The following is a 14,984-nucleotide window of genomic DNA, read 5'->3' as shown; positions in this document are numbered from 1 at the left end:
GGTCAGGCGGCGTCCGGGGGACCGGTCTGCGTCAGGCGCCCGTCGGCGAGCCGCAGCCAGCGGTCGACCCCGATCGCGGCGAGGAACCGCTCGTCGTGGCTGACCACGAGCAGCGCCCCCCGGTACGCGTTCAGCGCGCTCTCCAACTGCGCGACGCTGAGCAGGTCGAGGTTGTTCGTCGGCTCGTCGAGCAGCAGGAGATGCGGGGCCGGTTCGGCGCCCAGGACGCAGGCCAGCGTCGCCCGCAGCCGCTCGCCGCCGGAGAGCACCCCGGCCGGCAGGTGCGCCCGCGGGCCGCGGAACAGGAAGCGGGCCAGCAGGTTCATCCGCTGCGCGTCCGGGGCCTGCGGCGCGAACGCGGCCAGGTTCTCCGCCACCGTACGGTCGGAGTCCAGCAGGTCGAGGCGCTGCGACAGGTACGCGATGCGGCCGTCGGCCCGGCTGATCCGGCCCTGCTCGGGTTCCAGGTCGCCGTTGATCAGGCGCAGCAGCGTGGACTTGCCCGCGCCGTTGCCGCCGAGCAGAGCGATCCGCTCCGGTCCCCGGATCGTCAGGTCGACGCCACCGGTGGCGAACAGCTGCCGGTCGCCGTACCGGATCTGCGCTCCTTCGGCGGTGAGCAGCGTGCGGCCGGCCGGCACCTCGGTGGCGGGCAGCTCCACCGAGATCCTCTGCTCGTTGCGCAGCGCCCGCTCGGCCTCGTCGAGCCGGGCCCGGGCGTCGTCCACCCGCCCGGAGTGCATCTCGTTCGCCTTGCCGGCGGCCACCTGCGCGTCCCGTTTCATGCCGCCGGCGACGATCCTCGGCAGCCCCGCGTTCTTGAGGTTGCGGGCGGCGTTGCCGGCCCGGCGGGCCGCCCGCTCGCGGGCCTCCTGCAACTCCCGCTTCTCCCGCTTGAGGTCCTGCTCGGCGTTGCGGATGTTCTTCTCCGCCACCTCCCGCGCGGCGCGCGCCGCCTCCTCGTACGCGGTGAAGTTCCCGCCGTGGAACCGCACCTCGCCGCGGTCCAGCTCGGCGATGCGGTCCATCCGGTCCAGCAGCGCCCGGTCGTGACTGACCAGCAGCAGGCAGCCGGTCCACTGCTCCAGCACGTCGTAGAGCCGGTGCCGGGCGTCGAGGTCGAGGTTGTTAGTGGGCTCGTCGAGCAGCAGCACGTCGGGCTGTTTGAGCAGTTGCGCCGCCAGGCCGAGCGAGACGACCTGCCCGCCGCTGAGGGTGTCCAGCCGCCGGTCGAGCGCGAGGTCGCCGAGGCCGAGCCGGTCCAGCTGGGCGCGGGTGCGCTCCTCGATGTCCCAGTCGTTGCCGATGGTGGTGAAGTGCCGCTCGTCGGCGTCGCCGGACTCGATGGCGTGCAGCGCCGCGATCAGCGGGGCGATCTCCAGCACCTGCGCCACTGTCAGGTCGCCGGACAGCGGCAGGCTCTGCGGGAGGTAGCCCGGCACACCGTGCACCGTGACCGACCCGGCGGCGGGCCGCAGCTCACCGGCGATCAGCTTGAGCAGCGTGCTCTTGCCGGCGCCGTTCGGCGCGACCAGGCCGGTCCGGCCCGCGCCGAGGGTGAAGGAGAGGTTCTGGAAGACCGGAGTGTCGTCGGGCCAGGAGAAGGTCAGGTTCGAGCAGACGACGAAGGAATCGGACATCAGGAGGACGACCTCGAAGATGAGGGCGGGCGGACCTCAGCCGCCCGGCGGGGGACACGGTCTCGGGGTACGACGACGCGACCACGGTGCCTGCCTGTGGTCGGTCACATGTCCGGTCTCACCCGGAGATGTCGTCGTCACCCGCCATGTCTGGTCTCCCTGCCTGCCTGATCGCCACTGGATCACTCCGGTCCACCGTAGCACCGGCCGGTGCCCGGCGCGGGCGTGCCGGACCGGCGTCCGCGCGGCGGTCCGCCGCGCCGTGCGCCCTATGCTCCTGGCCATGTCCCAGGTGACTGCGAGCCGCTGGTTCGGGCCGGCCGGATCCTCGACCGGCGACGCCCAGGTGTTCGTCTTCCCGTACGCCGGCGGCGTCGCCGCCTCCTTTGCGCAGTGGCGGGAACTGGCCGCGCCGGAGCTGTCGGTGCAGGTCGCGCTGATGCCGGGCCGGGGCGCCCGGCTGCACGAGCCACCGGTGGACGACCTCGCGGAACTGGTGGACGCGCTGGCGACGGCCGTCGCCGAGCGGGCGTCCGGGCCGTTCCTGCTGTTCGGCCACAGCCTGGGGGCGCTGGTGGCGTTCGAGGTGACCCGGGAGCTGCGCCGCCGGGGCGTGCCCGCACCGCTGGCGTTGCTGGTCGGCGGCGCGGAGGCGCCGGGGACCCGGCTGGTACGGCGGCGCGTCCACGACCTGGACGACGCCGGTCTCATCGACGCGCTGCGCGACTTCGGGGCCACGCCGGCCGCGCTGCTGGCCGACCGCGACCTGATGGAGCTGATCCTGCCCGGGGTGCGGGCCGACTTCGCGCTGTCCGAGCGGTACGCCTATCGCCAGGGGCCGCCGCTGGAGGTGCCGGTGCACGTGCTGCTCGGCGACGGGGACGAGCACGTGGACCCGGAACGGGCCGCGGGGTGGGCCCGGGAATGTGTCACCGAGCCGCGATGGCACGTGTTTCCCGGCGGGCATTTCTTCCTTACCGACCATCTGCCGGAAATCATCGACCTAATGCGACACATCGTCGTCAGTCACACCCCTGTGGCGGAATAAGCGACAAAGAGCAGGTAAGGACTCGTACCCGCGCCGGACCTTCCACAATGTCCGGTATTCGACCTGGTGAGTGGCCGAGAAGCGGTGTTAAAGTTCGCCATCCGTTCGCCGAAGGGACGTCGCTGACGAGGCGGCATACTGTCGCGTGCGCCGAGGTGTTCATGAGCCGGCCGTACCTTCCGTCCCTGGTCCTACGCGATTACCTGCACACCGTGGCGACCCTCCACCCGCAACTGCGCGAGCTGCTCGACTTCGGCCGTCCCGGCGCGGACGCGGCCCTCGCGGAACTGGCCGGCACGGTCAGCGAGTTCGACACCGACTCCACCGGCCGGGGCGATTCCTATCGCCGGGCTCAGCGGGACACGCTCGTCCGCTGGACCGGTATGCGGCGGCTGCTGGACCTCGCCACGCCGGACGCAGCCGCTCCGGTCACGCTGATCCTCGACGTGCTCGGCGGCGACGGCACGGTGGCCCGCGCTGCGGGCAGCCAGTCGGCCTGCTTCGAGTCCAAACTCGCATTCATCACCGGCGACCTGTCCGGCCACATGGTCGACAAGGCGCTCGCCCACGGCCTGCCCGCCGTCCGCCAGGCCGCGCACTTCCTGTTCCTGCGCGACGCCGGCGTGGACGCGGTGCTGCTGGCGTACGGCACGCACCACATCCCGGCGGCCCGGCGGCCGCAGGCGGTCGCGGAGGCGGCCCGGGTGGTCCGACCTGGCGGCCGGATCGTGCTGCACGACTTCGACGAGTCCAGCCCGATGGCCGGGTTCTTCGGCGAAGTGGTGCACCCGCACGCCGCCGGCGGCCACGACTACCGGCACTTCAGCCGCGCCGAGCTGACCGGCCTGTTCACCGCGGCCGGGCTGCCGGTACGCGTCCTCGACCTGTACGACCCGCTGATCGTGCGCGCCGACAGCGCCGAGTCCGCGTCCGCGGGCATGCGCGACTACGTCGGCGACATGTACGGCGTGCGCGACTACTTCGCGACGCTCACCGACGACGAGGTGTGGCAGCTGCTGACCCGCCACTTCGACCACACCCGTTACCTGGCCGGGATCGGCCGCGACGACCTGCCGGCCCGTCCGCTGGTCTACCGGGCCGACGGGCAGTTCGTGGCCGAGGTGCCCCGGATGGCGATCGTCGCGGTCGCGACGAGGACGCAGGTAGCGCCGTGACCGGCCCGAGCCACCTGACCGGCCCGCGCTACCTGATCGACCTGGTGCACCGGCCCGCCGGCGCCGGCGGCGACCGGCCCGCGATCGTCGGCCCGGACGGCGAGCTGAGCTACACCGCGCTGTGGGAGCGGGTCGGCGCGACGGCCGAGCTGCTGCGCCGCGCCCGCGTGCGGCCGGGTGACCTGGTGGGTCTCTACCTGCACCGGTCCGCCGACTATGTGACGTCGCTGCTGGCGACGCTCGCGGTGGGCGCGGTGGCGGTGCCGGTCGACCCCGAGCTGCCCTCCGGCCGGGCCGAGCAGATGCTCGCGGCGGCCGCGCCCCGGCTCGTCCTGTACGCCGACCGTCCGCCCGCCGTCGCCGCGCCCGCGTCGACCGGGTGGCGGGACGTGCGTACCGCGCGGGCCGGGTCGATGGCCGACCTGACCGATCGCACCGGCTGGCTGCCGCCGGGTGAGCACGCCGCGCTGGTGCTGTTCACCTCCGGCTCCACCGGCCGGCCGAAGGGCGTGGTGCTGCACCACGCCGGGCTGGTCAACCGGCTGGCCTGGGGTCACGAGTGGTTCGGCTTCGGCGCCGACGACCGGGTGCTGCACAAGGCGTCGATCGGATTCGACGCGTCGGTGCACGAGATCCTCTCCCCGCTGATCGCGGGCGGCGCCGTGGTCGTCGCCGGGCCGGGCCTGCAGTTCGACAGCCTCGGGTTGGTCCGGCTGATCCAGCGGGAGGCGGTCACCACCGCGCACTTCGTACCGACCATGTTGCGGCACGTGCTCGACGAGCTGGAGTTCGCCGGCTGCCTCACGCTGCGGCGGGTGCTGTGCGGCGGCGAGGCGCTGGACATGCGGCTGGTCCGGCGGTTGCGCGAGGTGCTGCCGTGCGGGCTGTTCAACGGGTACGGCCCGAGCGAGACGTCGATCAACGTGTCCTACTGGGACTGCGCCGAGCCGTACGCGGGCAGCATCGCCCCGATCGGCCGGATCATCGACGGCGTCACCGCCCACGTGCTCGACGACGATCTGCGCCCGGTGCCCGAGGGCGGGACCGGCGAGCTGTGGATCGGCGGGGTCGCGGTCGGGCTGGGCTACCTGCGCGACGACGAGCGGACGGCGGAACGTTTCCGCGCCGACCCGGCGCGGCCGGGCGCGCGGCTCTACCGCACCGGCGACCTGGTGCGGATCGCGCCGCAGGGCTTCCTGGAGTTCCGCGGCCGGGCCGACGACCAGGTCAAGATCCGGGGGGTCCGGGTGGAGCCGGGCGAGGTGGCCGCCGTGCTGCGCGAGCATCCGGCCGTGCACGACGCGGTGGTGGTGACGGTCCCGGACACCGACGACGGCCCCCGCCTGGTCGGGTACGTGGTGCCGCAGCCCCGGCAGGCCCCGGCGGTCGGCGGGCTGCCGCGCTTCCCGCTGCCGAACGGCATGGCGGTCACCGCGGCGTCGCCGGACGAGGCGGTCTTCCTCTACCGGCAGATCTTCGACCAGGCCGAGTACGCCCGCTTCGGCGTCCGCGTCGGCGACGGCGCCGTGGTCGTCGACGTCGGCGCCAACATCGGGCTGTTCTCGCTCTGGGCGTCCCGGCAGGCGCGCGACGTGCGACTGGTGGCGGTCGAACCGAACCCGGACACCCTGCCGTACCTGCGCGCCAACCTCGGCCTCTACGCCGGGTCGGCGTCGGTCGTCGAGGCCGCCGTGACCGACGCGGCGGGCACCGCCGAGCTGACCTCGTTCCCCGAGCTGAGCTACCTGTCCGGCCTCGGCGCCGACCGGGCCGGCGTCGCCTCCGACCTGGTCCGGTCGCACTACCGCAACGGTGGCGGCGACGCCGACGAGACCGAACAGGCGGCGCTGCTCGCGGACGCCCGCCGCCGCCTCGCCCCGGTGGCGCACGTGGTGCCGACGGTGACGCTGTCGGACCTGCTGGACCGCTTCGGGCTGGACCGCGTCGACCTGCTGAAGATCAACACTGAGGGCGCCGAGCTGAGCGTGCTGCGCGGGCTGCGCCCCGAGCACTGGCCCCGCATCCGCCAGGTCTGCCTGGAGGTCGAGCGCAGCAGCGTGACCACGCCGCTGGTGCGCGAGCTGCTGTGCGCGGCCGGGTTCGAGGTCAACGACATCGGCGACTGGAACGTCGGCGCGGACGCCGACGTCAGCTACGTCTACGCCGTACGGCCGCAGGACCCGCCGCCCGCGGCGACGCCCCGGGACGAGCCCGCCGACCACCTGCTGACCACCGGGCTGCTCCAGGGCTACCTGGCCTCGGCGCTGCCGCCCGCGATGCGCCCGGACCAGATCGTCCTGCTCGACCGGCTGCCCCGCCTGCCCAACGGCAAGGTCGCCCGGCTGGAGCTGCCACCACCACCGCCCCGGCCTACCGGGCCTGCTGCGGAACCCGGCGACGGCGCCCTCACCGACCGGCTGCGCGAGGCGTGGCGGGCCACGCTCGGCGTCGACGCGGTGCACGACGACGACACGTTCGTCGCGCTCGGCGGGCACTCGCTGACCGCGCTGCGGATTGCGCTGCGGGTACGGGAGATGGCCGGGCTGGAGGTGTCCCCGGCGAGCTGCCTGCGCGCCGGGTCGTTCGCCGACTGGGTCGACCGGGTCACGGAGGCGGGACGCGATGTCAGCCCGGTCCGCTGACGCGCGGCACGTCGTCGTGGTGGGCGCCGGCCGGCTGGCCCGCTCGCTGTGCCACGCCCTGGCCGCGACGCCCACCCCGGCGCCGCTGCGCGTGACGGTCCTGGCCCGCGACCCGGACGCGGCACTCGCGCTCGCCCGCGCCGCGCGGGTGCGCGCCACAGTCGCCGGAACCCCCGTCGCCGTCACCGCCCGGCCGTTCACCGCCGAACCCGGCGCCGACCCGGGGGAGGGGTACGCCGCCGACGCCGCCTCGATGGCCCGGCTCCGGCCCGACGTGCTGGTCTGCGCCGCGTCCGCGCAGTCGCCGTACGAGCGGGCGGCGGCGCCGTCGGCCTGGACGGATCTGATCGCCGCGGCCGGCTTCGGCGTGACGCTGGCATTGCAGGCCGAGCTGGTGTCCCGGCTGGCCGCCGCCCTGGCCGGCGGCGCGCCCGGCGCGACGCTCGTCAACGGCGCGTTCCCGGACGCGGTCAACCCGCTGCTCGCCGCGCGGGACCTGCCGGTGCGCTGCGGCATCGGCAACGTGGCGACGCTCGCCGCGTGCCTGGACGCCGCGCTCGGCCGTCCCGGCCAGCGCCGCCTGGCGGTGCTCGGCCACCACGCCCACCTCGCCGCGCCCGGCCCGGACGACGAGGACACCGCCGAGGTACGCGCCTGGCTGGACGGCCGGCCCGTCCCGGACGTCACCGGGCTGCTCGCCGGCTACCGCGCGCTGCCCCGGCCGGAGCTGAACGCGCTCGCCGGGCACGCCGGGGCCGCCCTGGTGGCGGCGCTCGCCACCGGCGACGAGGTGACGGCGAGCCTGCCCGGGCCACTGGGACTGCCGGGCGGCTATCCGGTCCGGCTCACCGGCGGCCGGACCGAGCTGCGGCTGCCGGCCGAGCTGCCCATGGCGCAGGCGGTCGCCTGGAACACCGCCGCCGGACGCCGCGACGGCGTCGAGGTCGGCGGCGGCCACGTCCGCTACCCGGAGCGCGCCCGGGCGGCACTGGCGGCGTACCGGCCGGACCTGGCCGGCGGCTGGCACGCGAGCGAGCTGCCCGAGATCGCCTGCCGGTTCACCGCCCTGCGTGACCATCTGCGAACGGTGCCGCCGGCGCCGGCCCGGAGTGTGTTGGAGGAAGCCCGATGACCGTGACCACCCCGGCCACCCGCAACATGATCACCGACTACTACGACGTCATCGCGTCGGCGGTGCGCCGATGCGGCGCGGTCCCCGGCGACGCGCCCGGCACGCCCGGCTTCGCGCCCGGCTTCGACCTGCCCGAGCTGACCCCGCAGGTACGCGAGTTCTACGCCGCCGCCACGGTCAGCTGGTCCCCGCTGGGCCACTACGGCGGGCACGACCTGACGATGCTCGACCTGACCGCCAACCCGGGCACCCGGACCACGAAGACGTTCGCCTCGATGGTGATCGTCGCCCGCGCGGTGGAGCACATCCGGCGTACCGGCGAGCGGCTGTGCATCGTCACCCCGACCTCCGGCAACAAGGGCGTCGCGCTGCGCGACTCGGTGGCCCGCGCGTACGCGGCCGGGCTGGTGACCCCGGAGCAGCTGTCCATCGTGGTGCTGGCGCCGGCGGCGACCCGGCACAAGTTCCGCCACGACGCGCTCGCCGACGATCCCGCGACCCGTGCGCTGAACCCGCTGCTGCGGTACACCGGCGCGGACCCGGAGGGCGTGAAGGCGCTCGGCCGGGCGTTCGTCGACGAGTACGCGGCCACCGCGTACGACAAGCGCGGCATCACCCTCTGGTACACGCTCGACCTGCGCAACTACCTGGTCGCCGACGCCGCCCGGGCCGCCTTCGAAGCCGACGTGTCGCCCGCCGCCGGTTCCCGCTGGCACGCGCACGCCGTGTCCAGCGCGTTCGGCCTGCTCGGCTACAACCTGGGCCGCGACGTGCTGGAAGCGGCCGGCGACGCCGACCCGGCCGACCGGCCCGGTTTCCTGCTCGTGCAGCACCTCGGCACGCCGGACATGGTGCTCAGCCTGCGCCACGGCTCGTTCGAGCGGGACCACTGCCCGGCGTACACGCTCGACGAGAGCCGGGGCGTCTGGACGCAGGACGCCGACCTGCGCTTCCCGGCCGTCACCGACGACCCGGCCGAGGTGCTCGACCCGACGTTCTACACCCATCGCCCGGTGACCTCCCCGGCCATGAACGCGCTCATCGGACGGCACGGCGGCGACGGCATCGTGGTGTCGCGGCGCGAGTGCGTGCGGCGCTATCCGGTCGCCCGGCAGTGGCTCTCCGCCGCCGGTCTGACGCTGCCCGAGGACCCGGCCCGGCTGCGGGAGTGGTCGATCCTGATGGCGCTGACCGGCGTCTGCAACGCCGTCGACCGGGGCCTGGTGCCGGCCGGGTACGAGATCGTGGTGCACGGCACCGGCAGCTACTGCGACGACTTCCGGATCGCCGAGGCCGACGCCGAGGTGTCCACGCTCGCCGACGTGGTCGCCGCCGTCCTGGACCAGCGGTGAGCCCGTTTCCGCAGCCGCTCGGCCTGCCGCCGCGGGTCGCCGCCGGGGCGCGCGCCGCGGGCGTCGACCCGGCCGCCGTCGTCCTCACCGCCACCGCCCTGGTGGTACGCCGGTACACCGGAGCCCCCGCGGTGACGCTGCGGCACGGCGACGACCCGGTGACGCTCGACCTGACCGCCGACGCGCCGATCCGGGAGTTGTGCCGGTCGCTGTGCCCGGCGCCGCCGGACCACCCGGTCGACGCCACCGTCGAGGTGAGCCCCGACCTGGTCGGCGTCACCGTCTCCGGGCTGCCCGCCGCGTACGCCGACGACCTCCGCGCCGACCTGGCCGACGTCCTGTCCACGCTGGACCCGGACGCCTCGTCGGCGGGGTTGCTGCCGTCGGCCCGCTACGAGCGGCGTCCGGCGCCGGACCTGTGGCGGCTGCACGGTGGCGACGGCACCGAGGCCGGCCGGGTCCGCGGCGACACCATCCCGGCCGCGTTCGCCGCGGCGGTGCGGGCGTACCCGGACAGGCCGGCGGTGCTCGCCGACGACGCGACGGTGACCTACCGGGAACTCGGCGCGGCAGTCGCCGCGACCGCCGAAGCGCTGGCCGGGCCGGGTGACGTCACGGCGCCGGTGGCGGTGCTGTGCCGCCACGGCGTCGCCACGATCACCGGCATCCTGGCGGCGCTGGCGTCGGGGGCGCCGTACGTGCCGCTGGACCCGGCGTACCCGGCGGCCCGGCTGGCCGCGATGCTGCGCGACGCAGGCGTCCGGGCGATCGTCGCGGACCCCGGCCACGAAGAGCGCGCCGCCACGCTCGCTGCCGCCGCCGGGCTGGAGCTGCCGGTCGTGTCGTTGCGCCGGGGCGACGCCGGCGTGCCGGTGCCGGCCGGGCCCGCGCGCCCGGACGACCCGGCGTACGTGCTCTACACCTCGGGGTCCACCGGGAAGCCGAAGGGCGTGGTGCAGAGCCACCGCAACGTGCTGTTCGGCGTCCGCAACCACGTGCGCAACTTCGCCGTCCGGCCGGACGACCGCACGAGCGTGCTCACCTCGTTCGGCTACGACATGGCGGTCACCGACACGTTCGGCGCGCTGCTGTCCGGCGCCGCCGCCGTCCCGGTCGACGTCCGCACGCACGGCCTCGGCCACCTCACCGGTGCGCTCGCCGGCCGGGGCGTCACCGTCTACCACTCCACCCCGACCGTCTTCCGGTACGTGATGGCGAGCCTCGGCGAGCACGGGCGGCTGCCGTCGGTCCGCGCTGTCGTCCTCGGCGGCGAGGAGGTCACCCGGCACGACGTGACGCTGGCCCGGCGGGCGTTCGCGCCGGGCGTGGTGTTCGTCAACGGGTACGGCACCACCGAGATCAGCTTCGCCGCGCAGCACCACCTGCCGCCGGACGCCGACCCGGGGCGCGCAGTCGTGCCGATCGGGCACCCGCTGCCGGGCGTCGAGGTGGTGCTGACCGACCCGGCCGGACGCCCCGCCTGCCTCACCGGCGAGGTGGTCGTGCGGACCCCGCACGTCGCGCTCGGCTACCTGGGCCTGCCGGAGCTGACCGCGGCCCGGTTCACCGAGCACGACGGGGTGCGCGCGTACCGGACCGGTGACATCGCGCGGCGGCTGCCCGACGGCACGCTCGTCTACCTGGGCCGCGGCGACCGGATGGTGAAGATCCGCGGCTACCGGGTGGAGGTGGGCGAGATCGAGGCGTGCCTGGCGGCGCTGCCCGGCGTGGCCCACGCGGCGGTGGTGGCGCGACGCGGCGCGTCCGGCGCGGGCGAGCAGGAGATCGTCGCGTACGTGGTCGGCGCCGCCGGTACGGTCGTCGAGCCGGGAGCGCTGCGGGAACGGCTGGCCGGTGTGCTGCCGGACTTCATGGTGCCCCGGGCGGTGGTGGCGGTGCCGGAGCTGCCGATCGGCCCGACCGGCAAGCTCGACCAGGCCGCCCTGCCCGACCCGGACGCCGGCCACCCGGCCGCCGGAGGGCCGCACGCGGGGCAGCCGGCCGCCGACCGCCCGGATGCCGGGGGACCGCCGGCCGGGCCGGTCGAGCAGACCATCGCGGCGGGCTGGTGCACGGTGCTCGGACTGACCACTGTGGGCCGCCTGGTGAACTTCTTCGAGGCGGGCGGGCACTCGCTCCAGCTCGCCCTGGTGCAGGGGTACCTGGAGGAACACCTCGGCCGCCGGGTGCCGCTGGCCCGGCTGGTGGAGTTCCCGACGGTGGCGGCGCTGGCCGCGTACCTGGAGACGGCCGGGGACGCCGCGGGCGTACCGGAGGACGGCCGGCTGACCGCGGTCGGACGCCGGATGGCCCGCCGTGCCGCCGCGCGGGCCGCCGGCGGCGGGGAGGGACGGGCGTGAGCGAGGACGACCGGATCGCGGTGGTGGGCCTGGCCTGCCGGGTGCCCGGCGCGGACGACGCACCGGCGCTGTGGCGCAACCTGCTGTCCGGGGTGGACTCGGTGCGCCGGGTCCCGGCCGGGGAGGGCGCGCCGGGCGGACCGGACTGGGTGTCGGCGTTCGGCCGGCTCGACGACCTGGAGGGCTTCGACGCGGACCTGTTCGGCTATCCCGCCGCGGCGGCGGCGCTGCTCGACCCGCAGCACCGGCTGTTCCTGGAGGTCGCCTGGCACGCCCTGGAGGACGCCGCGATCGACCCGGACCGCGACCCGGCCCAGATCGGCGTGTTCGCCGGATGCGCGCCCAGCCGCTACCTGCACCACCACCTGCTCGGCAACCCCGCGCTGGCCCCGGCGGCCGGCACGCTCGCCGAGGACTGGGACGACGCGCTGACCGGCTCCGGCTGCGACTATCTGCCGACGCGCACCGCGTTCGCGCTGGGGCTGTCCGGCCCGGCCGTGGCGGTCCAGACCGCCTGCTCGACCTCGCTCGTCGCGGTGTGCCAGGCCGGGCAGAGCCTGCTGGACTACCGCTGCGACGTGGCGATAGCGGGCGGCGCTGCGGTGGTCTCGACGCGGCAGGCCGGTTACCGGCTGCGGCCGGGCGGGCTGCTGGCCACCGACGGGGTGTGCCGCCCGTACGACGCCGCCGCCACCGGGCAGGTGTTCGGCAACGGCGCCGGGGCGGTGGTGCTGAAGCGGCTCGCCGACGCCCGCGCCGACGGCGACCACGTGTACGCCGTGCTCGCCGGGTGGGCGGTGAACAACGACGGCGCCGACCGGCCCGGCTTCACCGTGCCGGGCGTGTCCGGGCAGGCGGCGGTGATGGCGGAGGCGCTGGCGTCGGTCGGCTGGGACGCGGTCGACGTCGGTTACCTGGAGGGGCACGGCACCGGCACGCCGGTCGGCGACGCGATCGAGGTGGACGCGCTGGCCCGGGTACGCCGGGGCGCCCGCGCTCCGCTGCTGCTCGGCTCGGTGAAGGGCAACCTCGGCAACCTGGACGCCGCGGCGGGCGTGATTTCCCTGATCAAGGCCGTGTACGCGGTCCGCACCGGGCAGGTGCCGGGTACCGCGCACTTCACCGGCGCGCACGACGACGTCGACCTGGCCGCCGCGGGCGCCGAGGTGGACGCGCAGACTCGGCCGTGGGCCTACGAGCGGCGCGCGGGCGTCAGCTCGTTCGGTCTCGGCGGCACCAATGCGCACGTGCTGGTCGAGCCGGCGCCCGCGACGGACGCGCCGGACGCCGGGGCACCCGGCCCGGTGGTGCTGGGACTGTCCGCGGGCAGCCCGGCGGCGCTGCGGGAACTGGCCCGGCGGCTGGCCCTCCGGCTGGCCGACGGCGACCTGGCGGTGGCCGACGTGGCGCACACGCTCGCGGTGGGACGGCGGCGGCTGGCGTACCGGGACGCGGTCGCCTGCGCCGACGCGGAGGAGGCGGTGCGCCGGCTGACCGCGCTCGCGGCGGGCGACCCGGCCTCCGACGACGACGCCGCAGTCCGCGCCTGGCGCGCTGGTGACGAGCCGGCCGTCCCGCCGGGCCGGCGGGTGCCGCTGCCCGGCTACCCGTTCCGGCGGACCCGGCACTGGATCGAGGCACGACGATGACCGTCCGCGACGATCAGCGCGACCAGCAGGTCGGTCCCGAGCTGCCCTACCCGCAGGTGTGCCTGCCCGACCTGGTCGCGGCGCACGCCCGGCGGCGTCCCGGCGCCCCGGCCGTGGTGCAGGGCGACCTGACGCTCAGCTACGCCGACCTGGTCGGCCGGGCCGCCGCGCTGGCCGCGTCGCTGCGCGCCCACGGCATCGGCGCGGACGACCTCGTCGGCGTCTGCGTGGACCGTCGCCTGGACCTGGTGGTCGCGCTGCTCGGCGTGCAGGCGGCCGGCGCCGGGTACGTCCCGCTCGACCCGGCGCTGCCGCCCGGACGGTTGCGCGAGCTGGCCGCCGAGGCCCGGCTGCGCGTCGTCGTGGGTACGCCCGCCGCCGAGGCGTTCACCGGACGCACCGTGCTGGAAGTCCCCACCGGCACCGCGCCCTGGCAGCCGACACCGGCGACGCTCGGCACCACCGCGTACGCGATGTTCACGTCCGGGTCGACCGGGCAGCCGAAGGGCGCGGTGATCGAGCACCGGGCGCTGACCGAGAAGGTCACCTCGATCGCGGAGTTCTCCGGGTTCGACACGGCGACCCGGTGCCTGGCGTTCGCCTCGATCGGGTTCGACGCGTCGGTGGTCGACATGCTCGCCCCGCTCGCCGCCGGGGGCACCGTCGTGCTCGCCGGTGACGCCGAGCGGGCCGACCCGACCCGGCTCTACCGGATCTGTGCCGAGCAGGCGGTCGACGTGGTGGTGCTGCCGCCGCCGATCCTGCCGCTGCTGGACCCGGTCCGGCTGCCCGGCGTGCGGCTGGTCGTCACCGGCGGCGAGGCCACCGGCCCGGAACAGGTCGGCCGCTGGACCGCCGGCGGGCGCCGCTTCGTCAGCGTGTACGGCCCGACCGAGGCGACGGTGCTGGTGACCTGGTTCGAGGGCAGCGGCGACTGGACCCGGCCCATCCCGATCGGCCGGCCCGCCGCCAACCACCGCATCCACCTGGTCGACGACGAGCTGCGCGAGGTCGGCCCGGGGGAGATCGGCGAGGTGCTCGCCGGTGGGCCCGGGCTCGGCCGCGGATACCTCTTCGACGCCGCCCGCACGGCGGAACGGTTCCTCCCGGACCCGTTCTCCGGAAAGCCCGGGGAGCGGCTCTACCGCACCGGTGACCTGGCCCGGTGGCTGCCGGACGGGAGCCTGGAGTTCCTCGGCCGGGCCGACCGGCAGGTGAAGATCCGCGGGCAGCGGATCGAACTGGGCGAGGTCGAGGCGGTGCTGCGCCGCCACCCGGACGTCGACCTGGCCAGCGTCCAGGTCCGCGCCGGCGCCGGCGGTCAGGAACTCGTCGCGTACGTGGCGACCGGCCTGGACACCGCCGAGCTGCGTGACTACTGCGCCCGGCTGCTGCCGCCCGCCGCCGTACCGGCCCGGATGCACACCATGCCCGCGCTGCCGATCACCATCAACGGCAAGATCGACACCGAGCGGCTGGCCGCGCTCGACCTGGCCGGACCGGCCCCCGTGCCGTCCGGCGAGCCGCCCGCCACCGACACCGAACGCCTCGTCGCGCAGGCGTGGGCGGCGCTGCTGGACGTGCCCGCGGTCGGCCGCGACGACGACTTCTTCCACCAGGGCGGGCACTCCATCACCGCGATGCGGCTGGTCGCCGACCTGCGCGAGCGGCTGGGCCGCGACCTCGCCATCGAGGACGTGCTGGTCGGGCGGACGCCACGCGGCATCGCCGCCCGCGCCGACGCAGCCGCCGGAACCGGCCCGGCCCCGGTCGTCCGGGGACGGCCACCGGCGCTGTCCCCGGCGCAGCAGCGGCTGTGGTTCCTCGACCGCTACTTCCCGGCCGCCGCGTCGGCGTACAACGTCGCGTTCGCCGAACGGATCACCGGCCCGCTCGACGTGGCGGCGCTCGCCACGGCGCTCACCGCCGTCGCGGACCGGCAGCAGATCCTGCGCTGGCGCATCCCGGAGCGCGACGGCGTGCCGT

Annotated in this window: 9 protein-coding genes (1 of these 9 cut by a window edge); 8 read left to right on the top strand and 1 reads right to left on the bottom strand. The window is 75.7% G+C overall.

Annotated features, from left to right (window positions below; genetic code table 11):
• Positions 1-2: 2 nt before the first annotated feature.
• A complete protein-coding gene (abc-f, locus tag HA073_RS13430) occupies positions 3-1,640 on the bottom strand; it encodes a ribosomal protection-like ABC-F family protein (RefSeq protein WP_166456525.1) in 1,638 nt (545 codons plus the stop codon).
• 283 nt (positions 1,641-1,923) lie between these two features.
• On the opposite strand from abc-f, the gene HA073_RS13425 reads away from it, so the two are divergent.
• From HA073_RS13425 to HA073_RS13390, 8 genes are all read left to right on the top strand, one after another.
• Positions 1,924-2,688 carry a thioesterase II family protein gene (locus HA073_RS13425; protein ID WP_240925724.1) on the top strand — a complete coding sequence of 255 codons (765 nt, stop codon included), beginning with the start codon at positions 1,924-1,926 and terminating at the stop codon, positions 2,686-2,688.
• 212 nt (positions 2,689-2,900) lie between these two features.
• Positions 2,901-3,863 carry a class I SAM-dependent methyltransferase gene (locus tag HA073_RS13420; RefSeq protein ID WP_223201121.1) on the top strand — a complete coding sequence of 321 codons (963 nt, stop codon included), beginning with the start codon at positions 2,901-2,903 and terminating at the stop codon, positions 3,861-3,863.
• Positions 3,860-6,505 (top strand): amino acid adenylation domain-containing protein, encoded by a 2,646-nt coding sequence (locus HA073_RS13415; protein WP_309228017.1) that lies wholly within the window; start codon positions 3,860-3,862, stop codon positions 6,503-6,505. Before HA073_RS13420 ends, HA073_RS13415 begins: the two co-directional genes overlap by 4 nt.
• Entirely contained in the window at positions 6,486-7,637 is a 1,152-nt protein-coding gene (locus HA073_RS13410) for a potassium transporter TrkA (protein ID WP_166456523.1), read from the top strand. Before HA073_RS13415 ends, HA073_RS13410 begins: the two co-directional genes overlap by 20 nt.
• On the top strand, positions 7,634-8,989 hold the full coding sequence (locus HA073_RS13405) for a DUF6002 family protein (RefSeq protein WP_166456522.1): 1,356 nt from the start codon (positions 7,634-7,636) through the stop codon (positions 8,987-8,989). The genes HA073_RS13410 and HA073_RS13405 overlap by 4 nt, the downstream gene beginning before the upstream one ends.
• A complete protein-coding gene (locus tag HA073_RS13400) occupies positions 8,986-11,349 on the top strand; it encodes a non-ribosomal peptide synthetase (RefSeq protein WP_166456521.1) in 2,364 nt (787 codons plus the stop codon). The genes HA073_RS13405 and HA073_RS13400 overlap by 4 nt, the downstream gene beginning before the upstream one ends.
• Positions 11,346-12,998, top strand: a complete 1,653-nt coding sequence (locus HA073_RS13395) for a polyketide synthase (RefSeq protein WP_166456520.1) — start codon at positions 11,346-11,348, stop codon at positions 12,996-12,998. The genes HA073_RS13400 and HA073_RS13395 overlap by 4 nt, the downstream gene beginning before the upstream one ends.
• A protein-coding gene (locus tag HA073_RS13390) for a non-ribosomal peptide synthetase (RefSeq protein ID WP_166456519.1) crosses the window boundary here: on the top strand, positions 12,995-14,984 show its 5' portion. The gene runs 1,520 nt beyond the window's last position; only the first 1,990 of its 3,510 coding nucleotides appear in the window; the start codon lies at positions 12,995-12,997; its stop codon lies off the right edge, out of view. Before HA073_RS13395 ends, HA073_RS13390 begins: the two co-directional genes overlap by 4 nt.

The sequence above is a fragment of the Micromonospora sp. CMU55-4 genome (assembly GCF_011602315.1).
GTDB classification, from domain to species: Bacteria; Actinomycetota; Actinomycetes; order Mycobacteriales; family Micromonosporaceae; genus Micromonospora; species Micromonospora chalcea.
This window is presented reverse-complemented; position numbering and strand designations above follow the sequence as displayed.

Bases quoted from the DNA above. Each gene is read 5' to 3' on its own strand.
- abc-f (WP_166456525.1), bottom strand. From the start codon at position 1,640: ATGTCCGATTCCTTCGTCGTCTGCTCGAACCTGACCTTCTCCTGGCCC.
- HA073_RS13405 (WP_166456522.1), top strand. From the start codon at position 7,634: ATGACCGTGACCACCCCGGCCACCCGCAACATGATCACCGACTACTAC.
- HA073_RS13425 (WP_240925724.1), top strand. From the start codon at position 1,924: ATGTCCCAGGTGACTGCGAGCCGCTGGTTCGGGCCGGCCGGATCCTCG.
- HA073_RS13410 (WP_166456523.1), top strand. From the start codon at position 6,486: ATGTCAGCCCGGTCCGCTGACGCGCGGCACGTCGTCGTGGTGGGCGCC.